Source organism: Autumnicola musiva (assembly GCF_031846585.1).
GTDB lineage: Bacteria > Bacteroidota > Bacteroidia > Flavobacteriales > Flavobacteriaceae > Autumnicola > Autumnicola musiva.
On the sequence record NZ_JAVRHK010000004.1, the window covers coordinates 203863 to 228087 of the forward strand.

General features: G+C 37.0%; 18 protein-coding genes. 8 read left to right on the top strand and 10 right to left on the bottom strand.

Features of this window, described 5'->3' with window-relative positions:
* The first annotated feature begins 151 nt into the window (after positions 1-151).
* Positions 152-313 carry a hypothetical protein gene (locus tag RM539_RS07935; protein ID WP_311502852.1) on the top strand — a complete coding sequence of 54 codons (162 nt, stop codon included), beginning with the start codon at positions 152-154 and terminating at the stop codon, positions 311-313.
* 122 nt (positions 314-435) lie between these two features.
* Here the strand turns inward: RM539_RS07935 and RM539_RS07940 are convergent, their stop codons facing one another.
* From RM539_RS07940 to RM539_RS07975, 8 genes are all read right to left on the bottom strand, one after another.
* Positions 436-885, bottom strand: a complete 450-nt coding sequence (locus RM539_RS07940; RefSeq protein ID WP_311502853.1) for a JAB domain-containing protein — start codon at positions 883-885, stop codon at positions 436-438.
* Between the two features lie 75 nt (positions 886-960).
* On the bottom strand, positions 961-1308 hold the full coding sequence (locus tag RM539_RS07945; RefSeq protein WP_311502854.1) for a single-stranded DNA-binding protein: 348 nt from the start codon (positions 1306-1308) through the stop codon (positions 961-963).
* 1129 nt (positions 1309-2437) lie between these two features.
* The gene (locus RM539_RS07950) at positions 2438-5308 is read right to left on the bottom strand and encodes a glycosyl hydrolase 115 family protein (RefSeq protein WP_311502855.1); all 2871 of its coding nucleotides are present in this window, start codon (positions 5306-5308) and stop codon (positions 2438-2440) included.
* Positions 5309-5357: 49 nt separating this feature from the next.
* Positions 5358-8213, bottom strand: a complete 2856-nt coding sequence (locus tag RM539_RS07955) for a glycosyl hydrolase 115 family protein (protein WP_311502856.1) — start codon at positions 8211-8213, stop codon at positions 5358-5360.
* Between the two features lies 1 nt (position 8214).
* Positions 8215-9369 carry an endo-1,4-beta-xylanase gene (locus RM539_RS07960; RefSeq protein WP_311502857.1) on the bottom strand — a complete coding sequence of 385 codons (1155 nt, stop codon included), beginning with the start codon at positions 9367-9369 and terminating at the stop codon, positions 8215-8217.
* Positions 9370-9374: 5 nt separating this feature from the next.
* The gene (gene uxuA, locus RM539_RS07965) at positions 9375-10535 is read right to left on the bottom strand and encodes a mannonate dehydratase (protein ID WP_311502858.1); all 1161 of its coding nucleotides are present in this window, start codon (positions 10533-10535) and stop codon (positions 9375-9377) included.
* Between the two features lie 10 nt (positions 10536-10545).
* On the bottom strand, positions 10546-11289 hold the full coding sequence (locus RM539_RS07970) for an SDR family NAD(P)-dependent oxidoreductase (protein ID WP_311502859.1): 744 nt from the start codon (positions 11287-11289) through the stop codon (positions 10546-10548).
* Between the two features lie 18 nt (positions 11290-11307).
* Positions 11308-13452, bottom strand: coding sequence for an alpha-glucuronidase family glycosyl hydrolase (locus RM539_RS07975; RefSeq protein WP_311502860.1), 2145 nt, complete (start codon positions 13450-13452; stop codon positions 11308-11310).
* A 166-nt stretch (positions 13453-13618) separates the two neighbouring features.
* Between RM539_RS07975 and RM539_RS07980 the strand changes: the two genes are divergently transcribed.
* The 7 genes from RM539_RS07980 to RM539_RS08010 are packed head-to-tail and all read left to right on the top strand — an operon-like array spanning position 13619 to position 21669.
* Positions 13619-15820, top strand: coding sequence for a glycoside hydrolase family 3 C-terminal domain-containing protein (locus RM539_RS07980; protein WP_311502861.1), 2202 nt, complete (start codon positions 13619-13621; stop codon positions 15818-15820).
* A gap of 21 nt (positions 15821-15841) precedes the next feature.
* The gene (gene uxaC, locus RM539_RS07985) at positions 15842-17257 is read left to right on the top strand and encodes a glucuronate isomerase (protein ID WP_311502862.1); all 1416 of its coding nucleotides are present in this window, start codon (positions 15842-15844) and stop codon (positions 17255-17257) included.
* 3 nt (positions 17258-17260) lie between these two features.
* Positions 17261-18259 carry a PfkB family carbohydrate kinase gene (locus RM539_RS07990; RefSeq protein WP_311502863.1) on the top strand — a complete coding sequence of 333 codons (999 nt, stop codon included), beginning with the start codon at positions 17261-17263 and terminating at the stop codon, positions 18257-18259.
* Between the two features lie 5 nt (positions 18260-18264).
* Complete coding sequence (locus RM539_RS07995) at positions 18265-18936, top strand: bifunctional 4-hydroxy-2-oxoglutarate aldolase/2-dehydro-3-deoxy-phosphogluconate aldolase (RefSeq protein WP_311502864.1); 672 nt, start codon at positions 18265-18267, stop codon at positions 18934-18936.
* Positions 18933-19913 (top strand): TRAP transporter substrate-binding protein, encoded by a 981-nt coding sequence (locus RM539_RS08000; protein WP_311502865.1) that lies wholly within the window; start codon positions 18933-18935, stop codon positions 19911-19913. Before RM539_RS07995 ends, RM539_RS08000 begins: the two co-directional genes overlap by 4 nt.
* Entirely contained in the window at positions 19906-20382 is a 477-nt protein-coding gene (locus RM539_RS08005; protein WP_311502866.1) for a TRAP transporter small permease, read from the top strand. The genes RM539_RS08000 and RM539_RS08005 overlap by 8 nt, the downstream gene beginning before the upstream one ends.
* Positions 20383-21669 (top strand): TRAP transporter large permease, encoded by a 1287-nt coding sequence (locus RM539_RS08010; RefSeq protein ID WP_311502867.1) that lies wholly within the window; start codon positions 20383-20385, stop codon positions 21667-21669.
* An 11-nt stretch (positions 21670-21680) separates the two neighbouring features.
* On the opposite strand, the gene RM539_RS08015 is transcribed toward RM539_RS08010, so the two are convergent.
* Positions 21681-22709 carry a LacI family DNA-binding transcriptional regulator gene (locus RM539_RS08015; RefSeq protein ID WP_311502868.1) on the bottom strand — a complete coding sequence of 343 codons (1029 nt, stop codon included), beginning with the start codon at positions 22707-22709 and terminating at the stop codon, positions 21681-21683.
* 149 nt (positions 22710-22858) lie between these two features.
* Positions 22859-24052, bottom strand: coding sequence for an IS4 family transposase (locus RM539_RS08020; protein WP_311502869.1), 1194 nt, complete (start codon positions 24050-24052; stop codon positions 22859-22861).
* Between the last annotated feature and the right edge of the window lie 173 nt (positions 24053-24225).

A 24225-nucleotide genomic window follows, 5' to 3' on the forward strand; every position in this document is an offset into this window, starting at 1 on the left:
AACTGAAATGGTATACCAATAAACGGAGGTAAATTGAATACTTTGTGTTTCTTAGATATGGAGTGCCGGTAAAGGATAAGCGGCAATTAGCTAAGGATTCATTTTTAATCAAATGCTTATATTTAAGGCTAAATTTTAGATATAATCCACTATGAGAAAACTGAAAATAAATTCCAGAGATGTAAAGTTTTATCTATTAGGAATTTTAAGCATGTTTATACTGGCTACAATTTATGATTGGGAGGAGAATGTTGCCGCTTTTAAAGAAGGATTTGAGTCAGCGCGTAATCCTGAGTTTAAATCTTTAGAGTAGTGAATTTATTTAACCTGCCTATTTTCCAGGTAGATCCTTATACTATATCTAGAACAATTAGCGGGCAATAAAAAAGCCCTTTAAAAAAAGGGCTTTAAGTAGGCTAAGATTACATGGTATTATTATAGGATACCATCATCGGCGAAGCTATAATAATTACCTTGAGGATTCAAGATAATATGATCAAGAATTTTAATATCTAGAAGTTCACCTGCTTTTTTAATTTTTTGTGTCAGGCGTTTATCCGGTTCACTTGGTCTTAATGTTCCACTGGGATGGTTATGCACCAGGATTACAGCTGTTGTTAAGCTTTTTAGTAGGATAGCAAAAAGAATGCGGATATCTACTAAAGTACCCGTAATACCTCCGCAGGATAGTTCGTAAATGCCTTTTACCCTATTCGAATTATTAAGAAGGATGATTTTAAAACTTTCGTGCAATTCGATGGTATTTTTATTCCATTGATCAAAGGCCAATGCAGCGGCACTTTTAGAGCAGGTTATTTTGGGTAGCAAATTCACTTTCAGACTACCGTTGTAACTTATCGTTATTTCATTAACTTTGGTTTTCATTATTAGCTTATTTAAAGGGTTAATAATTAAAAGAGGGCGCTTTTTCGACGATGACGCCCTCTTTGTTTTAATAGCCTATTCTTTAGGATTTTCGCTACCTCCTAAAAACAGGATTTCACTCACCAGAATTTCGGTAACATATCGTTTTTCTCCATTTTGGGCTTCATAGGACCTGGAGGTTAGTTTGCCACGAATAGCCACTTCTTTTCCTTTATCAACATATTTCTCAATAAGCTCCGCCTGTTTTCCCCAGGCCACAACATTGTGCCATTCGGTTTGTTGAATTTTCTCTCCTTCTTTGTGATAGTATTCATTAGTAGCCAGTGAAAAACTGCTTACCTTTTTACCACTTTCGAAGTTTTTGATTTCCGGGGCATTCCCCACATTTCCGATTAACTGTACTTGGTTTCTTAGATTACTCATAATTAAAAAATTTAGATACCTGCTTTTCTTTGCAGGTTGATTAAACATTGATTTACTTATTATATCCGGAGCGTTTTCCTTTTTTGATTTTTTTACTTCGCTTCCGGTTATGTTGTTTTGAAATGATTTCATAATTGTTATTTATTGATTTACTTCCTATAGAGCCGTTTGCTGTTACCTCTTTTTGATGCTGATACATTTTCAATATTTAGAATTAGGGAAGACTTATAAAAAGGAGTAAGCGACTGGCTTATGCAGTCTGGACTAACTTCTAAATATTGGTATTTTGCATTACAAAAAAGGTAGGGACAGCTTCGGCCTGAGGTGTAAATGGAAAGACTGAAATTGAAAAACAACCGGAAGCGAAGTAAATGAATGGAATTCCTAATTGATGGACTCCGTTCACGATTTCGTAATGAAATGAACGCGCTTTCCACCGGGACAGGGAGAACAAGCGCAATGGAAAATAACAATCGGGGCTGGTGACCAGTATCTTTAAAAGGAAGCTCTTTGTCTGGAATGAAGCCATTCGGCTATACTCTGGATAGGTTTGTTGGGAATGCTGCGTGTAATTACTTAAACGAATTTCCTTTTTGAAGTAGAGGTTAAAGCGGACTTGACTTCAATGATATAATGGAGAACGAAGTTTAGCTATTTGGCCTCTTCTTTACTTGTTCCCGAGCAAATATCAAGTGAAATGAGACCTAAAATGTTTCGAGTTATTTTTAAAATGATTTTAATTATGAACAATTTCCGAAATAGAATATTCTAATACTGGCATTTTTTCGGATTCCCTAAACGAAAGGGAAAGTAAAAATGTCGAAATTTTCAAGAGATATCTTCTATAAAATTCTAGTAAAAGAAACCAAGGCTCAACCATTCATAAGTTATAGCCAACAGAAAACATAATAATTCTAGGTAAAATATAAGTCCTGGTATCTGAAATGGTATAAGAAGAAAAGCTATTTTTATTTTTAAACTTCACATTAAACAAATTTTGAGCACTTAGTTTGCTATGCTCACTTTCATCCGGCGCACGTGGTTCACTTTGACCGGCTCATCCACACAAGCTATAGATTATAATTTTATATATGGTTTTCATTTTTCTATAATTAGAATAATATTTCGTTTAATCAACTTTATTGCTTTCCGGTGGTCCTAAATAACTATTTCTCTCTTCTCCAGTACGAATAACAAATTTCTGAATAACCACCCCAGGATCAAGGGCCCAAACCTTAAGGGTATGAGAGCCTGATTTTATATTAGAATGTTTGGAGATACTTTTCTTTATATGATCTGCAACCGATTTTGACCACCAATCTGCATATTCCCAATCCGGTTTAATTTCCCCTTCATTGATATTAATTATTTGTGGTTCCTCGTCATCGATGGCGATTGCAAATTTTAATCCTTCATTTTTTTGATAATTCTGAGTTGGAGAAAGGTAGGTTTCTATATGTAAATCTGAATCATCATAAATAGTGAAGTCGTATTTTAGAATAGCAGTACTTTCATCTGGTTTCTGTCTTTCAGCATCCATAGGAGTGATAGCAACTGAAGACCCGGTTCGACCTAAATTAGGTATAACCTCCCAGGAAACATTTTTTCCTCTTTGTTGTTTTTTGAAATGTTTTGCCTCGATAGAAACTATTCCGTTATTTTCTACATAACCGCTAGCTTTAGGTAATTCTGTTCTTAGAGGTACTTCTACACTGTACTTTTGACCTTTACTGGAGATTTCGATTTCTCCCATAGTTTCTCCATCTGGAACGGTATCCCAATTAATGCTCACATCAATTTTTTCTGTGTATTGAATTGTTCCCTTAGTAGAGGACAGTTTAATCCAAGGATCTTTTGCTTTAATTTCAAAGCTTAAGTCTCTATCTCCTCTATTGAAAATTTCTATAAAGTACTTCTGGTCATTAATAGGGTCGAAGGTAGGGAACGATTCACTATAAAGTCCGTCTCCTTCTACACTAAAGCCGTGCCAGGCTGGTTCTGTTCCGTGTTCTATGTTATATCCCAACGTAGCTGTATCTCGAACTTGAATATAGGAAATTGAAGGCATTTTATTCGCCGGAGGATGATTCCAGCTTGTATAGCCCAAATGGGTTTGGGACATCATGTGATTCCATTTTCCGTCAGCAATCTCCTCGTGAAAACGTTCTGTTAATTTAGCATCTTTTTCAAAGAATATTTTTACAGAATCAGCATATTTATTAGCAACTTTTGCGCCTAATTCAGCATAATATTGGTTTTTTGCTGTAGCAATATACATCTCATTTACATTAGCAGACATTTCCAAAGGAGCATGAACTAGTTGTTGATAGGCGTCTTCATATTCCCCAGGAAGGTTTTGCATTATAACAAGACTTTTTTCAATTAGTTGTCTAAAACCTTTTAATACTCTATCTGCTTCGCGGTAGTTTGAAACACTATAAGTGCTGGGGGTAAGCATTTCATGAGTTCTTCTTGCATTATATTTAGTATACAATGAAAGAATTTCAGCTATGTCAGCTGCGTGTTTACTTCCAAATTGTTTTGCTGCCCAATCCACATAATATTCCGGAAGGTCTGCTGCATTAAAGCTATCCACATTCCAGGCCATATCTAGATAAAAGCTTATAGGAAGCTCCATTGGCTTGATATCGCCTACATTTGCTAACCATAGTTCATCTACACCCCACTCATAACTTAATTTCATTTGTTCCCATACGCGTTCTATTTGCGTTACATTTTGCCACCTATAGGAAACCGGAGCTCCAACATAATCAAAATGATAATACATTCCATAGCCACCTTCATAACCACGATCTTCTTTTTTGGGTAATATTCTAATATTTCCCCAATTATCATCACTAAATAGGATAGTAATATCGTCATCTACCCGCATACCTTTATCGTAGTATTCCTGCACTTCTTTGTAGATAGCCCATACCTGTGGAGTTTCTTCGGCGGGTTTTTGAGTAACTTCAGAAATTATATTCCTCTGATCCTCTATTACCTCCTGTAAAAGTTCTACGGCGGCACCTTCGCTCATGGCTTCATCACCATCTCCTCTCATTCCTACAGTTACGATACTTTCATAATCCTCCATTCTTTCAATACCTCCTTTCCAAAATTTCTGAAGTTTTTTTTTGTTGGTTTCGTAATTCCACGCGCCACCTCCGTAGCGTCCCCATTCGTCATGTGCGCGCATCATAGGCTCGTGATGACTGGTAGAAATTACTATTCCGTACTCATCGGCAACTTTAGGATTTGAAGGGTCATCTTCAGCAAAAACTGTAGGTAGCCACATTGCAGGCCATAGAAAGTTAGCCTTCTTCCGAAGTAGTAATTCGTACACTTTCTCATAAAATTCATGGTTAAATCCTCCAAATTTTTCTTTTGCCCAATTTCTAAGCGAAGGAGATTCGTCATTTAGAAATATTCCCCTATATTTTACAGAAGGTGATTTCGAAATAAAATTAACATTTTGGAGGCTAAGGGATTTACTTTTTTCAGTGGGAACATCTGCCCAATAATGCCATGGTGAAACTCCCATTTTTTCAGAAAGGCTAAATACTCCATAAGCAGCACCTCTTCGGTCACTACCTACTATAACTAAAGCTTTTTCAATGCCACTCCCGGGATTTTCTATAGTTTTTAATATAAATTTTTCCCATTTGTTTTCAAGGGGAGTGAGATCAAGTTTATTTTGTTTTTCAAGCTTGTTTATAAACTCATTCTTGCCTAAGGTAGCTACAATTATTACATTTTTATTGTCGGGAGAAATGTTGGTTAGAACCTTTGGTTTTTGGTTAGTAACCTTTTCGATATCACTTGCTAAAAAATTAACAGATTTTTTTATTAAGATGTTTTCTGAGGTATCATAATAAATTGCTGCATTACCTTTATCACTTATTATTGGAAAGTTCCCATTGTTATCTCTAGAAGTATCAAAATGAATTTGAGAACTTACAATATGGGGTAATAGTAGGATTAATAATAGATATCTCATGATTTAATTTTCTTAATTTTGGTATTTAAATTTTGAATAGATTTCATCCTTAGTTTTTGACATACTCACTTTGTTTTGGGCCTAAATACGATTCTCTTATTTCTCCTTTTCTGATAATAATTTTCTGAAGTGCAATACCAGAATCTATAGCCCAAACTCGTAAAGTGTGATTACCTTTTTCTTCAAGATTTAAATCTGAAGTTACCCTGGTAATATTATTTCCTACCGAAGTACCCCAATCATCCTTGGTATCCTGGTGCATATTAATAATTTGTGGTTCACCATCATCAATGGAATATGCAAACCTTAAACCACCTTTATTATGAAAATCGAGGGTGGGCGAAAGCAAAAATTCAATTTTTACTTTTCCTGTACTGAAATTATAAAAATTATAGGCCAGATAAGGATTTTTTTCAGACAATTCGCCATGGGTTGGTTCCTCAGCAAAGGCGGTCATGGTTGAGCTTGTTGTTCCCAAATTCGGTACCAAAGTCCATCCCTGTTCATCGTTGCCTTGATCGCTATAATTGGTAGCTTCCATAGCTATGTAGTTGTTGCTTTCCACAAAACCTTTTATGTTGTTGGAATTAATATTGTTTATAGGAACTTCTATTTTAACCGAATTTCCTCCCTGCTGAATGCTAAAATTCCCAGTCATTCTTCCTTTAGGAGCGCTGTCCCAGTCAATAGAAACATACATTCTTTTTTGATCTTTAACTGATCCTTTTTCTTCTGAAACCTTAATCCATTTATCCTTTTTCTTTATTTTAAAATCGAAACTTCCTTTCCCTTTATTAAAGATTTCAACATAATATTTTTGATCTCCTACTGAAATAAACTCTGGTAATCTTGCTGTTTGAGATGATTTTGGCCAGGATTTTTTAGAGCCTTCAATGGCAATTCCCATTTCTGGTTTATTACTAACTTCAATAGTTTCAACATCTGGCATTACCTGTTCTTTAGGTTGTTGCCAGTTGGTGTATCCAATATGGGGTTGCGACATCATATGGTTCCACTTACCTCCGACAATACTGTGATATTTTTCAGTTAATTCAGAATCTTTTTTATAAAGTTCCTTTACTTTTTCAGCATAATTATTAGCCACGGCGCGACCTTGTTCTGCATATAATCGGTTTTTAGCTGTGGTAACATACAATTCGTTTAAATTTGCGGATGCTTTAACCGGAAACAAAACCAACTGAAAATATGCGTCTTTATATTCCGCAGGTATTTTGTTGTTTAATTCTTCTGCTTTTTCCACTAATTTATTATAATCTTTCACTACGTATTCCGCTTCATTATAATTGACTAAACTATAAGTCTCTGGAGTTAACATTTCAGGTTTTCTGCGACTATTATACTTAGTGTATGTGTCTAAAATTTCACCAATTTCCGAAGCATATTCATCACCGAATTGTTTTTTAGCCCAATCTTTTGAATAATCATCAAGTTCATTAGCATCGATAGCTTCCGGATCCCAGGCAAAATCTAAAAAGAAACTTATAGGAAATTCCATGGGTTTCAGATCGCCAACATTTACCACCCATAATTCGGTAGCATCATATTGGTAAGCCAAATTCATTTGTTCCCAAACACGCTCAATTTGCGTGGTATTTAACCATTTGTAACTTCTTGGGCCACCTACATAATCGAAGTGATAGTAAACACCATAGCCACCTTCTCGCGGTTCCTCTTCAGGATTTGGTAATTTTCTAATGTTACCCCAATTGTCATCGGCGAGAAGCAAGGTCACGTCATCTGGAACACGCATTCCCTGGTCATAATAATCCTGAACTTCTTTATACAGTGCCCAAACCTGTGGGGTTTCGTTGGCGGGTTTGCCAGTTACATCAGCGATAATTTCTCGCTGATCTGCAACAATAGTTTCCAGTAATTCTATAGCAGTACCTTCGGTCATTGGTTCGTCTCCATCGCCACGCATTCCAATCGTTACCAAATTTTCGAAATCCTGATTTCTTTCAAAACCATCCCTCCAAAAATCTCGTAAACCTTCAGCATTGGTTTGGTAATCCCATTCACCGTTCCCGTAATCTTTACGATGCCTGCCCCATTCTTTTTGCGCTCTTACCATAGGTTCGTGATGAGAAGTTCCCATTACAATTCCATATTTATCGGCCAAAACCGGATTTTTAGGATCGTCTTCATTAAAGGCTTTTCCCCACATTGCAGGCCAAAGGTAATTGCCTTTTAAACGAAGAATGAGCTTAAAAACCTGTTCGTACATTTTGCTGTTAATGCCTCCAAATTTTTCCCGGGCCCAATTTCCAAGTCCCGGTTCCTCATCGTTTATAAAAATTCCACGGTATTTAACTTTTGGCGTTCCCGACGAATAGCTTCCAGGTTTCACATATAGCTGTTCTTCTTTTTTAACCGGAACATCTGCCCACCAGTGCCATGGAGAAACCCCCATCTTTTCTGAAAGGTCATACATTCCGAATATAGTTCCTCGCTTGTCGCTGCCAGCAATTACCAAAGCTTTTTCTACTCCCGGCGATGGATTTTCAATCACTTCAATTAAAAAGTTTTCCCATTTTCCTTCTATTTCTGAAACATTTAGCTTACCGTTAGAAACCAAATCATCGATTAATTTGCTTTTTCCTACGGTTCCAATAATTACCGGGTATTCTTCATTGATTTCTTGTGAAGAAATTTTAGGCACATTGCCGGTAACTTTTTTAAAATCTGTTTGTAGATCTTCTGCAACTAAATGAACTCCCTCGTGATCTTCTGAGTCTATGAATAGCTCTACAGAATTCAAAGGAAAAGCATTTTCAACAGGTTGTTGGCTTATATAAGAATCCTGGGCAAAGCCAGCCTGAAAGAAACTTAAAAATATAATAATAGAATATATTTTCTGGTAAATAGAAATTGATGGTTGTATCATTTTATGGTGTTTTGGATTTTGGTTGAGTTTCGAATTCAACCACATTATTATATGCTTTTTTACGTTCAAAATTTTCATCGAATAGTAGCGGATAATTTTTTCTACCTTCAACTGGATAGGTATCTAACCAGGAATATTTGTCTGAAATATTCCAGAAAGTCACCCCGGTAATTATGTCTTTATAATCCCTAAAAACCCTAAAAAACATATCGTAGGCTTCAATTTGTTTTTGTTCAAGTTCGGGAGTAAGTTCATCTGATTCGCCTTCTTTAAGTTCGCGACGTTCTTTTTCCCAGGGATAAAGCGAAACATCAAGTTCGGTAATTTGAATTTCCAGGCCTAATTCTGAATACAAATTCAAAGCTTCTCTTAATTCTTCTTCTGATGGTCCGTGAATTGACCAGTGTGCCTGGATTCCCACGCCATCAATCGGTGCATCTTTTTCTTGAAGAAATTTTAGCAATTCAATAATCCTATCTCTTTTTTCAGGAATAATCGCATTATAATCGTTGTAAAATAACTTCACATCTGGGTCTGCTTCGTGAGCATATTCAAAGGCTTTTACCAGGAAATCTTTTCCTGCAATTTTAAGCCATTCCGAATCACGATATACTTTTGTAGAATCATCGGCTACGGCTTCGTTTACCACATCCCAGGCATAGATAACACCAGAATAACGCGGAACTACCGAATCTATATGATTTTTCATTCGCTTTAACAGCTCTTCTTTACTTACTTTTCCACCATTTTCATTTTCAAAGATCCAACCGCCGGTTTGTTGATGCCAAACCAGGGCGTGTCCTCGCATTTTTAAATTGTTTTCTTTTGCAAATTCAGCGAGTAGATCGGCATCTTCCCAATAAAATCTATCTTTTTGGGGATGAATAGGTCCCATTTTCATTACATTTTCTGGCGTGATACTGATGTATTCCTTTGTGATCAATTCAGCCGATTGCCCTTTGACAGAATTTGGTGCAACAGCTACGCCCATCGGGAAATAATCATCGTAGTAATCTTTCAGTCCAATTTCTGAAGAATCTTCTGTTTGAGCCTTAACTTCTTTTTCTTCAGAATCGGTATTGGATTTGCAGGCGATAAACGCTGCAGCAAATGCAAGAATAAAAATCGATTTTTGAAATATTTTTGGTGAATTCATAGCTTTTAATTTAATGATTCCTGTAATCCTAATTCGAGTCCGCGTAATTCTGCAAGACCTTTTAACCTGCCTATAAAAGAATAGCCCGCGTAATAGTTTTTATTCGCTTCTAACGTGTGTAGGTAACCATGGTCAGGACGCATTGGGATGCTTTGATTTCTTTTTTGCATTGTTTTTAAGATGCGTTTTACCACCTCTAACATAGGAACATCGCCATCCAGGTGGTTAGATTCCATAAAGACGCCGGTTACTTTCTTTTTTACATTTCTAAGGTGTAAAAAATGAATTCTTTCTTCAAATTCATCGTAAATCTCAAGAAGATCGTGATCGGGATTTGCGCCTAATGAACCGGTGCAATAACAAAGCCCGTTGGCCTTGCTTTTTACATTTTCAAAAATAAATTTCAGGTCATTGTGGCTACTCACTACACGAGGCAAACCTAATACCGAAAATGGTGGATCATCGGGATGGATAGCGAGGTTTACATTGCTTTCTTCGGCTACCGGTGTAACTTCAGAAAGAAAATAAACCAGGTTTTTCCTCAATTTTTCATCAGTGATATGGGAATAGGAATCCAAGAGATTTTTAATAATTTCGGCAGTAAAATTTTCGGTACTGCCCGGTAATCCTAATAGAATGTTCTTAAAAAGTTTTTCTTTTTCTTCGGAAGAAAGATTATCACCTACTTTTTTGGCTGCAGTAATCTGCGCTTCAGTATAATCTTTTTCGGCGTTTTTTCTTTTTAGTAGAAACACGTCAAAATAAGCAAACTTTAAAGGATCGTATTTTAAAACTGAAGCGCCTTCTTCATTTTCGTGATAATGATCTGTTCGCACCCAATCAAGAATTGGCATAAAATTATAAGCGACCACGCGAATACCGCATTTGCCAATATTTTGAAGGCTTATTTTATAATTTTCTATGTATTGCTTATAGTTTCCAGATGCCTTTTTTATGTCTTCGTGAACCGGCAGGCTTTCTATTAAGCTCCATTCCAGTCCATAGCTTTCAATTAAGGTTTTTCGTTCTAAAATGGCTTCTTCGGTCCAAATTTCACCTACAGGAATTTCGTGCAACGCGGTTACAATTCCAATTATCCCGGCTTGTTTTAAATCTTTTAGCGAAAGTACATCGTTAGGGCCGTACCATCGCATTGTTTGTGTCATTGAAATCATCCTAAAATCCTATTGAATTTCCACCATCTACCGGTAAAATAGTTCCTGTTACAAAAGCCGATTCTGAAGTTGCAAAATAATAAACCGCATCGGCTATATCTGAAGGTTGCCCTAATTTACCCATTGGCGTTCTGGATAAAACCCTATTTTTTCTTTCAGGATCGTTATTCAAAGCTTTTCTGGACATGCTGGTTTCAATAAATCCTGGAGCCACTGCATTTACACGAATTCCAAATTGAGCTAAATCTACGGCCATAGCCCGTGTCATCCCATCCACGGCAGTTTTACTGGCCGAGTAAGCAATAACTTTAGGAATACCGTACTGTGCTGCCATTGAGCTAATATTAATAATACTGCCCGAATTTTGCTTTTTCATTATTTTAGCCACCTCGCGGCTAATAGCGAAAAGTCCCAAAACATTGGTGTGTAAAATATTCTGAAATTCTTCGTTGGTTACTTCCAGGAATTCCTTTTTCATATTGATACCGGCATTATTTACCAGGATGTCGATACTTTCGGCTTCCTGCCCAATTCTTTCTACAGCTGCAGATATTTTATCTAAATCGTTTAAATCAAGTATAAATGGAATGGCGTTTTCACCTAATTCCTTACAGGCCTTTTCTGTTTTTTCTTTGTTTCTACCGTTTACGTAAGTTTTAATTCCTTTTTCACAGAGTTTTTTGGCTGTTGCAAATCCGAGTCCGGCATTAGCGCCGGTTACGACTGCTGTTAATTGTTTGGTCATTTTTTGTAGGTTTTTTTGTTACCAGGAAGGATTTATGCCTGGCGCATATGGTCGTTCTATAGATTTATAGTATTCAAGATCGTGTTCTGGTTCTGGTACTCCGGTTGGTAGTTCCATTTCAGAGAATTGCTGAAAATAACTTAAACAGGCGTCCCGCCACCATTTTGCTTCTTCCAGCTGAATTGCAAGTAACATCGAAGTTTTTTCAAATTCCTCTTCATTTACATATTGCTCCATTGTTGCCCAGGTTTTCTGCATCTGTTCAACCTGCTCAACACCTTTTTGATAATGTAAAGCAATATTATTCCACAAAGATTTTCCATTTTTCATTTCGTAATCCCATGGTAGATGATGGAACCACAGCAAGTATTTCTCAGGAGTGGTTTTAGGGTTGCTATACTTTTCTGCAATAGGTTTAGCATATTGAGCCAGTGCATTACTACCTGAGGCGGTTCTGTCAAAGCCTATCCCATTTTTATCTGCTTTATGATAATAAACAGGATTCCATTCAGGCCGGCCTAGATCATCTACCCACGGCCCTGGACCGTAATGATGGCTGGTAGCCATAATATGATGTAATCCCAGAGGTGTCATATAATTTACCACTGTTTCGCGAGATTCTATTAAGAGATCGGTCATAGGTTTGACAAAATCTTCCTCATTAGAAAAATTTATTTTCAACCATTCCTGTGCTATATCTTTAGAATCTATATATGGGTCCCAGGCTAATCTCCCAAAACCATACCAGTCTGCTTGTCCAAAGGGATGCCCTGTCCAGTTTTTTTCGGTACCAATATTGGCCACTCCAGCGATTCCCGTTAATTTTTTATTTGAATTTGTGCCATCTATAATTTTGGCGACCGTAGAATTTTCTCCATTAGAATAAGTGTCTTCGTCTAAAACTTCTTCAAACAGTTTGGGAAGAAAAACCAGGTGAGAACTAAAGCCAAGGTACTCCTGTGTTATTTGAAATTCCATCATCAAGGGAGTATTGGGCATTGCACCAAACATTGGGTGAAAAGGTTCTCGCGGTTGAAAATCTATGGCTCCATTTTTAACCTGGACCATTACATTATCGGCAAATTTTCCATCATAAGGAATAAACTGGTCATAAGCTTGTTTTGCGCGATCGTCTGGATCTTCTTCCGAATAGACAAAGGCACGCCACATGATAATTCCATTGTGGGAAGCAACTGCCTCGGCAAGCATATTAGCGCCGTCTACATGTGTTCTGTCGTATTGAAAAGGTCCTGGTTGGCCTTCGGAATCAGCTTTAACTAAAAAACCACCAAAATCGGGAATTTCGGCATAAATTTCATCGGCAATATTTTTCCACCATTTTTTTACATTTTCATCTAAAGGATCGGCAGTATCAAGGTCGCCTAATTCAATTGGGGCTGAAAATCGCGCTGTAAGGTAAACCTGGATCCCGTAAGGTCTAAAAACTTCGGCCAGGGCTTTTACTTTTTCAATATAATGTGGGGTTAAAATTAACGCGTTAGAATTTACGTTGGTCAAAACCGTACCATTAATTCCTATCGCAGCATTCGCACGGGCATAATCTTTATATTCGGGTTTTATAAGTTCGGGTAAAAGATGCCAATCCCAGATTGAAAAACCGGCATAACCCCTTTCTACGGTGCGATCTAAATTATCCCAATGGTTAAGAACACGTTTCTGGATTTTAGGTTTATCTTCAATATTTAAAGCTGAAATATCATTCCATTGTTGCATTTCACGGAGAAAACCATATGTTCCATAAAGAAGAGCTATTTCAGAATTTCCACTTATTACAATTGTATTGCCATTATTAATCGTAGTGATTTTATAACCTTCCTCTCCCAGGTTTTTAGTATTAATCTGGTTTTTAAGTGTAGAAGGTAATTTATTTTGAACTCCTATAATTAATTTCGATTCATTGTTAGGTTCTGAATCTTCAAAATCAAAGCCTGCTCGAGCTAATTGTAATTCCTTTTTAATAGATTGAATTGTAGAAGAGTTACCAATTACCTCTGTGTTATTTAGAAAGGAAGTATAACTTTTCTCTACAGTAGGATCTTGTATTTCTTTATAGTCTAACCAGAGTTCGTATCCTTCCTGAGCCTGAGTATTAAATATTAATAGGCCTAAAAGTGCCAGGGAAATAAATTTCTTTAAGTTCATTATAATTTATCAAACGATTGTGGGCTGAAAATTAGACAAAAAAAGCTTTCTGACAAAATTTTTTATGCAATCGGTTGTGTTTATAGTAAAATTATGTTTTATTTGTTAAGACATTTTTAAGAAGGTAATACTTAAATATTGGTGTATAAACTTAAATCAGAAAATTATGAATTATAGAGTAATGAGAACCTTCCTAATGATTTTTGTACTGGGAAACTGGGGCACTATTAATGCGCAGGAGAAAGATGAAAATTATGGTTTTTATAATGAGTCACTGAGTATAGACGCAAGAGTGGACCATTTAATCAATCGATTAACTTTAGAGGAAAAAGCTATGCAAATGATGCATGACAGTCCGGCCATAGAACGTTTGGGGATTCCAGAATATAATTGGTGGAACGAAGCATTGCACGGTATAGGTCGCTCTGGAGTGGCTACGGTTTTTCCGCAGGCCATCGGGATGGGCGCTACTTTTGATGAAGATTTAATTTTTAAAGTTTCTTCGGCAATTTCAGATGAAGCCCGCGGAAATCATAATACCGCCGTAGAAAACGGGTATAGAAGACAATACAGCGGACTAACATTTTGGACTCCGAATATTAATATTTTTCGTGATCCGCGGTGGGGAAGAGGACAGGAAACTTACGGGGAAGATCCTTTTCTTACTGCAAAATTAGGGGTGGCGTTTGTAAAAGGCCTGCAGGGCGATGATGATAAATATCTTAAAACCGCTGCTGCTGCGAAACATTATGCAGTACATAGCGGTCCTGAGAAATTAAGACACGAATTTAATGCAGTTGCTTCTCAAAAAGATTTATGGGAAACTTATTTGCCGGCTTTTGAAGCCCTGGTAGATGCGGAGGTAGAAACTATTATGTGCGCTTATAATGCTACTAACGGAGAACCTTGTTGTGCAAATGAATATTTACTTACCGATGTGCTACGGGATAAGTGGGGTTTTAAAGGCCATGTGGTAAGCGATTGCTGGGCATTGGAAGATTTTTATGGAGGTCACAATGTTGTGGAAACTCCTGAAGAAGCTGCGGCTCTTGGAATAAAAAGCGGGGTTAACCTTAACTGTGGTAGCGTTTATCCTTCTTTGGTAGAAGCGGTAAATCAAGGCTTGGTAACCGAAGAAGAAATAGACAAGCAACTTGCCGTTTTGATGAAAACCAAGTTTAAACTTGGTCTTTTTGATTCCCCTACAAATAATCCATATTCTAAACTTTCTGCAAAAGATATTAATACAAGTGAACACAGAGCATTGGCCAGGGAGACTGCCCAAAAGTCTATCGTGATGCTTAAAAATAACAATGTACTTCCTTTGAAAAATGACCTGGCGAAATATTTTATTACCGGGCCAAATGCTACGAGTGTTGAAATTTTGCTTGGTAACTATCACGGTGTAAATCCCGATTTGGTTACAATTATTGAAGGAATAGCAGGAGCTATAGAACCTCAAAGTCAGTTACAATACCGCCAGGGGACTTTGTTAGATCGTCCAAATGCAAACCCGCAGGATTGGGCTTCGCCGAATGCTGCAAATAGCGATGCTACCATCGCTGTATTAGGAATTTCCGGAGTTTTAGAAGGCGAAGAAGGGGAGTCTATAGCTTCAGAAACTTTTGGAGATAGGTTGGATTATAACCTTCCTGAAAATCAGCTGGATTATTTACGAAAATTGAATGAAGCCGCCGGCGATAATCCGGTGATTGCGGTAATTACGGGCGGAAGCCCAATGAATCTGGAAGAAGTACACGAACTGGCAGACGCGGTATTAATGGTTTGGTATCCCGGCCAGGAAGGTGGTAACGCCGTGGCAGATATTATTTTTGGAGAGGTTTCTCCATCGGGTAGATTGCCAATTACTTTTCCAAAATCCCTGGACGATTTGCCTCCATATGAAGATTATACGATGAAGGGTAGAACTTATAAATATATGGATGCAGAACCAATGTATCCTTTTGGCTATGGGTTGAGCTATTCAGATTTTGAATTTTCTGATATAAAATTATCCAAAGAAAAAATTCGAAAAGGGCAAAACCTGGAGGCGAGTTTAGAAGTTTCTAATGTGGGAGATCGTGAAGCCGAAGAAGTTGTACAATTGTATGTTTCAGATTTAGAAACTTCTGTAGAGGCGCCTAAATATCAGCTTTACGGAATTAAAAGAGTAAATTTAAAAGCAGGAAGTTCTAAAGAAATAAAGTTTGATATTACTCCCGAGATGATGGAGCTTGTAAATAACGAAGGTGAAAGTATCATAGAAAAAGGAGAATTTAAAATTTATATAGGAAGTTCCAGCCCTTCTGCCAGAAGCCTGGAATTAGGTGCAGCCCAGTTTAAAGAAGCCGTGTTTACGCTAAGATAACAACCGAAAAGAGTGAATTAAATGACGAATTTTATTGAAGAAGATTTTCTTCTGGAAAATAGCTTTGCTAAAGAGCTTTATGAGCGCTATGCTAAAGATATGCCTATTATCGATTATCACTGCCATTTGCCAGTTCAAGACATAGCTGAAGACAGGCAATTTAAAAACCTTACTGAAATCTGGATTGCCGGTGATCATTATAAATGGCGCGCTATGCGGGCGCTTGGTATTGAAGAAAAGTATATTACGGGAAATAGCAGCGATGAGGAGAAATTTCAGAAATGGGCAGAAACCATTCCTTATACCATGCGAAATCCGCTTTATCATTGGACGCATTTAGAATTGCAACGCTATTTTGGTATTACCGATTTATTGAACGAGAAAAATGCCAAAAAGATCTACAATCAATGTAATTCTTTGCTTGCTACCCAGGCTTATTCTACCAGGAATTTGCTAAAGAAAATGAATGTAAAAGTGGTTTGCACCACAGATGATCCTGCCGATGATTTAAAACACCATAAAAAGATTGCGGAAGATGGTTTTGAAGTAAAAGTGCTTCCCACTTTTAGGCCAGATGGTTTATTGAATATTGAAAGCGATGATTTTGCAGCTTATTTAAAAAGAATAGGAAATCAAACTAAAATAGATATTAAAGATTTTGATTCCCTTATTAAAGCAGTAGCAAGTAGAATAGAATATTTTCATCAACACGGGTGCAGGCTTTCAGACCACGGCTTGGAAAGAATGCTGGCTGAAGATTTTTCTAAGGATGAAATAGATAATTTACTCAAGAAAAAATTAGCAGGAGAAAACCTTACTGTGAAAGAGTCTGAGAAATATCAATCCGCTTTATTATTAAAATTAGGTAGTTTGTATGCTGCAAAGAACTGGACCATGCAATTACACCTGGGCCCGGTGCGGGATACCAATTCTAAATTACTCAACCAGATTGGTAAAGATGCAGGCGTAGATAGTATTGGAGATTTAAACCAGGCTAAGCCGCTGGCAAAATTTTTAGATACACTAAATAAAAATGAAGATTTGCCTAAAACCATTCTTTATAACGTGAACCCTTCAGATAATGAAGTGATGGCCACAATGGCCGGGAATTTTATGAGTGATTCCCGGAAAGGAAAAATTCAGCATGGCTCTGCCTGGTGGTTTTTAGATCAAAAAGATGGAATGGAAAAACAGTTGAATTCATTATCAAATATGGGTTTAATCAGTTGTTTTGTCGGAATGTTAACTGATAGTAGAAGTTTCTTATCTGTACCAAGGCACGAATATTTTAGACGCGTTTTATGTAATTTATTCGGAAAAGATATTGAAAACAAAGAACTTCCTGAAGATATAGAATGGATAGGTAAAATAATTAAGGATATATGTTATTACAATGCAGAATCGTATTTTGAATTTCCTGAAATGGACAAAAAGTAATTTATGAAAAAGCTGGTGAGCCTAGGGGAGTTATTGATGCGCCTGTCTTGCGAAGATGCGCTAAGGTTTTCGCAAATAAATAATTTTAAAGTTGTGTACGGCGGGAGTGAGGCAAACGTGCTTATAACTGCAGCAAACTTTGGTTTAAAAACCGAGTTTTTAAGTGTTTTACCCGAAAACGATTTAGGGAAATCAGCCATAAATGATTTACGAAATAATAATGTAGGTTTAAATCACATAAAATTTGAAGGGCAGCGATTAGGATTATATTTTTTGGAAACAGGGGCTATTAACCGTCCCGGGAAAATAATTTATGACCGGGAAAATTCAGCTTTTTCGCAAATAGAACCCGAATGGTTTAATTGGGATGAGATTTTTAAAGATTGCAACTGGTTCCATTGGTCAGGAATTACACCGGCGATCTCTGAAAAGGCAGCGCAGGTATGTTCGCATGCGATTAAAGTGGCCAAAAGTAAAGGAATTAAAATTTCCGGAGATCTTAATTTCCGCGGAAATCTTTGGCAATACAAAGAGGCCAAGCCTAAAGAAACCATGACCAAACTAGTGGAGCAAAGCGACGTTTTACTTGCGGGGGCTTATGCCTGTAGTCAGTTTTTCGGTTTAAAAGATATTCAAGATAATCACGAACTTTCTAAAGCTCTAATTAAAAAGTTCCCTTCTTTAGAAAAAATAGCTATCACAAATCGTGAAGAATTGAATGCATCTCATCACAAATGGTCGGCAGATCTGTTTACAGGGTCAAAATTGTTATCATCTATAGAATACAACATTTATCCTATTGTAGATCGGGTTGGTGCTGGAGATAGTTTTATGGGAGCACTTATCTACGGACTTCAGCACTTTAAAGAGCAAAAAGCGCTTGATTTTGCCACGGCGGCTTCGTGTTTAAAACATTCTATTGTGGGAGATTTTAATAGGGTAAGTAAAGAAGAAGTATTAGAATTAATTGAAGGTGATGGCTCAGGAAGAATTAAAAGATAAATATCATGAAAAAATTATCCAGACCGGAAATTGCGATAAAAATGAAAGAATTGGGGCTAGTGCCTTTATTTTATCACCAGGACCAGGAATTAGTTAAGCAAGTGCTTAAAGCAGTATATCAAGGAGGAGCACGTTTTTTTGAATTTACTCACCGGGGAGAATTTGTTCACGAAGTCTTTGGAAATCTCGTAAAATTTTCAAGAGAAGAATGTCCCGAAATGATTCTTGGAGTAGGTTCTGTAGTAGATGCCGGTACAGCCAGTCTATATATGAATTTAGGTGCAGAATTCGTAGTGAGCCCGGTAATTAGAGAAGATGTTGCTAAAGTTTGTAACCGTAGAAAAGTGTTATACCTACCCGGTTGCGGTAGTCTAACCGAAATAAGCCAGGCTGAAGAATTGGGCTGCGAAATAGTAAAAATGTTTCCGGCGGCTGTTTTAGGGCCTGGTTTTGTAAAGGCTGTAAAAGGCCCGCAACCCTGGACTTCAATTATGCCAAGTGGCGGAGTTAATCTTGAAGAAGAAAATATAACAGCATGGTTTAACGCTGGAGTTACTTGCGTTGGAATGGGGTCAGCACTTATTCCAAAGAATATGGTTGAAAATTCTGATTTTGAATCTATAAAAAACAATGTGGCCAAAGTGCTAAAAATAATTACTGAAATAAGATCTACATGAGATCAGTTTTCAAACTTTTTATTGTCTTAATTCTCTTTGCTTCCTGTAGCCATAAAGATGAAGTAAAATCTTTAAAACTTTCCCACGGGTTGAGTCTTGATCATCCTGTTCACCAGGCTTTAGCATTTTTTGCTCAGCGTGTTAAAGAAAAATCTAATGGAGAATTAATAATAGAGGTTTACCCCGGCGGGCAGTTAGGTTCAGAAAGGCAGAGTTTGGAACTTTTGCAACTGGGCGGTTTGGCTATGACCAAAGTGTCATCTGCCGTGATGGAAAATTTTTCCCCTAAACTTCGCGTTTTTGGTTATCCTTATATTTTTAAAGACCGCGAGCATCGTTATAAGCTTTATGATAGCGAGCTTGGAAATGAACTTCTTTTAGACGGCGAGAAATATTGGTTAAGGGGCTTAACCTATTTTGATGCGGGCAGCCGTTCATTTTATACAAAAGACACTCCTATTGAAACTCCGGCAGATTTAAAAGGTTTGAAAATAAGGGTAATGCAAAGTCCTACGGCAATTAACCTTGTAAAAACCCTTGGAGGCTCGCCTACACCGGTTTCCTGGGGAGAACTTTATACTTCACTACAGCAAGGAGTAGTAGAAGGAGCAGAAAATAATTTGCCCAGCTTTTACACGTCAAGACATTACGAAATTTGTAAAAATTTTTCATTAGATGAGCATTCGGCTGTCCCCGATATTTTGGTGATAAGTACGCAGATTTATAACAAGCTTTCTTCCGAAGAAAAGAGATGGATCCAGGAAGCTGCTCAGGAAGCTTCAGTAAAACAAAGGGAATTATGGGAGATTGCCGAAATAGAGGCATTGACGGCAATTAAGAAAGAAGGGGTGAAAGTCACTTACCCTGATAAAGAATTATTCAAAGAAAAAAGTAGCCATATAATTAAAGATTTAGAGAAAACAGAACCTGAATTATACAAAACCATTCAAGAAATTAAAAACTTAGGAAATGAGTAGAAAACTTAATTGGTTTTTAGAATGGTTGGTTGTTTGCCTGGTAACGGTAATGTTGTTTAGCGTGTTATGGGGTGTTTGTAGTCGTTATCTACTGGCAGATCAAAGCTCGTGGACAGATGAGCTGGCGCGTTTTATGCTAATTTGGGTTAGCCTTTTTGGGGCCGTTTATATTTCAGGTAGAAATACGCATATCACTATAGATTTACTTCCAAAATCGTTTAGTATCAGGACAAAATTAAAACTCGATCTCCTGGTGCAATTAATAATTATGCTTTTTACTGCTGCAATTTTTGTAATTGGCGGTGGTAGGTATGTGTATGTTTCTTTTAAGCTCGAACAAACTTCTGCAGCTTTAGGTTTGCCTATGGGATTTGTATACCTGGTTTTACCTATTTCAGGATTGATGATTATTTATTTTAAATGGATGCAAATGCGGCAAACCTTGCAGGAATTAAAAGCAAATCGGTAAATGGAAATATTTGTTTTAATATTTAGCTTTATAGTTTTGGTGGGAATTCGCGTTCCCATTGCCTGGAGCATTGGGATAGCTTCGGTACTAACCTTGTTATTTAGTGTAGATACTATTCCTGCTTTTACCACTATTTCTCAAAGAGTGGCTACCGGTTTAGATAGTTTTTCCTTACTCGCTATTCCTTTTTTTATCCTTGCCGGTCACATTATGAACAGTGGTGGAATTGCCAAAAGGTTAATTGAATTTGCAAAATCCCTGGTTGGAGCTTTACCCGGTGGTTTGGCGCACGTAAATATTGTAGCTGCGATGATGTTTGGTGCAATTGCAGGTTCTGCCGGTGCTGCTGCTGCCGCTATTGGTAGTTTTATGTCTGAAAGGATGGAAAAAGAAGGTTATACCAAAGAATATGGTGTTGCTGTAAATGTAACTTCGGCCACCACGGGACTTTTAATTCCGCCAAGTAATATTTTTATAATTTATTCTCTTGCCAGTGGTGGGGTGAGTATAGGGGCATTATTTTTAGCCGGTTATCTTCCCGGTATTCTTACCGGTTTAATTTTAATGGCCATTGCTTTAGTTTGGGCAAAAAAGAAAGGTTTCCCTACAGGAAAAAGAAGTTCGTTTAAACATATTATGCGGTCTTTTTTTGATGCCCTTCCAAGTCTGCTTTTATTAATAATTATTATTGGCGGAATTGTTGGCGGAATTTTTACTGCTACTGAAGCTTCCTCTGTAGCTGTTGTTTATTGCCTGATACTGGCTTTTCTATACAAAGAATTGAATTTCTCTAAACTTAAAACCGTACTGGTAGAATCAGTAGGGACCATTTCTTTGGTAATGTTACTTATTGCGATGTCTATTGCAATGTCCTGGGTAATGTCTTACGAAAATATTCCGCAGGAAGTAACTTCAGCTTTATTAGGTTTTAGTGATAATCCTTTTGTAGTGATTATTTTAATCAACCTGATATTATTATTTGTTGGAATCTTTATGGATATGACGCCGGCGGTATTGATCTTTACCCCAATATTTCTTCCGGTTGCAGTAGCTATGGGTATAGATCCGGTACATTTTGGAGTAATAATGATCCTGAATTTATGTATAGGGCTTTGTACGCCGCCCGTAGGTTCGGTTTTATTTATAGGGGTAGGAGTTGCAAATACTACTATTCAAAAAGTGGTAAAACCTTTACTACCACTTTTTGTGGGAATGTTGATTTCCTTAATTTTGGTGATAATTTTTCCGTTTTTGAGCCTTTGGCTTCCTGAATTATTCGGATTCTAATTAAAATCCCTTTACTTTCTTTTACTGGAATTTCTTATAATAATTTCGGTATCTAACATTGTAATTTCTGAAACAGCAGCGTCAAGTTTGCGCGTAGAGTGTTCTAAAATTCTTTTTGTAGATATTTCTCCCATTTTTATTGCGGGATGTGAAACGGTAGACAGCGTAGGTTCTACGATTCTGGAAATAGGATCATCGTTAAAGCCAATAATAGCGAGTTCTTCAGGAATTTTAACTCCTTTTTCTTTAGCATATAAAATTGCACTTACTGCTGCAGTATCGTTAGCCGAAAAAATACCATCTGGAGGATTATCAAGTTTTAATAATTTTTCGGTTGCCTTCTTTCCTTCTTCAAAACTAAGGGTTTTCATATCCATTATGAGTTCTTCGTCGACCTGAAGTCCAGCGTCTATAAGTGCATCAACGTATCCTTTCTTTCTTAAGTTGTAAACATTAACGTGTTGAGCTCCAGCGAAATGTGCAATTCTTTTACATCCCTGTTCTATTAAGTGTTTTGTAGCCCGGTATCCAGCAGCGTGATTATCAATAATAACACGGTAAGAATTGAAATTTTCAGGCACCCGGTCTACAAATACTATAGGTATATTCTGTTTCACGTATTGATCAAAATGGCTTGTATCCTGGGTTTCCATCCCTAAAGAAACTATAAGTCCGCCTATACGGGCATCGTAAAGAGCTTTGGCGTTATTAACTTCATTTTCGTATTTGTCATCAGATTGTGTGATGATAACATTATAATTTGATTTCCGTGCTGCTTTTTCAATACCGGTAATTAAAGAAGCCTGAAAAGGTCGGTTTATTCTGGAAATCATAATCCCTATAGCCTTAGAAGTATTATTTCTTAAACTCGCAGCTAAAGTGTTAGGGCGATAGCCAAATTCTTCTGCAGTTTTTTGAATCTTTTTTATGGTTTTTTTTCCAATACTCTTATGATTGTTTAAAGCTCTGGAAATCGTAGACGGGGAATAGTTTAACTCCTTGGCTAAATCGTATATAGTAACCTCCTTTTTCTTATTCATGTATTTTTAAATCTTCGGTTGCAACAAAATTACGAAATATTTGTAAAAAGTTGCATTAGTGTCCGGTTAAAATACGATTTTTATATAAATGACCATTGCGCCCAATAAAACCATTGTTTTTTTCTTTATTTCAATAGCAAGGGGTGGTGTCAAAATAGAGCCAGTTGTTTATCCGGAGGTTTTGTGGTCAGCTCCTTCCATTTTTTATTTGGATCTTCAAGGAATTTAAACAAATCAATATAAGTCATCAAATGAAATCGTATCATCGATACCATATTGGAGTATGCCCATTTTCTTTTCGTTTTTCGCTGTACCACAAGCATTAGAAGCTGTATGATGAGCCCGCACCAAATCTGGATTTCAATAGCATTTTGATTGTCCCCGAGAAAATACTTTAGTGGAAAATTCTGTTTGAGCCTTTTGAACATGGTTTCTATCTGCCACCTGTGTTTGTAGATAGAAGCTATTTTATCTGGCTCTAATTCGAAATGATTGGTAATGAACTCAAACACTTTTTCTTTTTCACTATCCCAATAAGCAATGCGCCTTAACTCAATGGTTGTTTCTTTTTTATCGATGGCAATACGTTCATCCTTTAACACGGCATCACTTGTGGTATCGGACAGGTCAAATTCCGCTATACTCTTGTAGACTGCATTATCTTTTTGCCTGGTGACAAAATAGATGTCATTCTCGGTCCATTGAAAATATTGTAGATAATCATTGTATGCTTTATCAAAGACAACAAAAGAACCTTTTTCCAGATTCAGTTCCTTCAAAAAGGTATGGTCGTGGGTTGCGGCACTACTAAAACGGACAAGACAAGGGACGTCCTCCAATGCGTTAATCATTGTATGCATTTTGATACCGCCCTTCTTCTTACCATCGATAGGGTTGCGGCCAACTCCCTTTAAAATATCACTGAATAAGCTTATAGTAGTGGAATCCACGATCTTTAAATGCTTTACAGGTAAAGACAGCGGGCTGCTGTCCGATAAAAAAGAACGATATGAATGAAATAAAGAATAGTAGATACTTGCAAAGACTTCGCTACTACGATTTTTATTAGCATCGGACAATGTGCTGGGTTTTGGGAAATCTTTGAGGTTTAAATGGCCTATTCGCCCCTCGCAGGCCAATAATATCGTGGATAATTCCCGTAGGGAGCTAACACCGCTCAAAGTGGCATAGAGCATCGTTACCAAATGATCGTATGTTTTAAAACGCTTATAATATCTGTCACTATTATGATCAGATGCTGTCCGGGTAATTATTGATGGAGAAAGCAATTTTAATAGTTGCTTAATAATGGGCTGTCCGCTAAAGTTATTACTTTTGTTCATGTATCTGGTTTTGTGGTAAAAACAAGATACAAAATAGGCGGGAAATCCTCTTTAGGAAATCCCGCTTTTAAAAATCTTTACCGGACACTACTGAAAAAGTTGCATAAAACACTTGCTTTTTAAGTAAAACATAATCCTTTTTTAATCTGTAAAGCTTACTTATATTATGATTA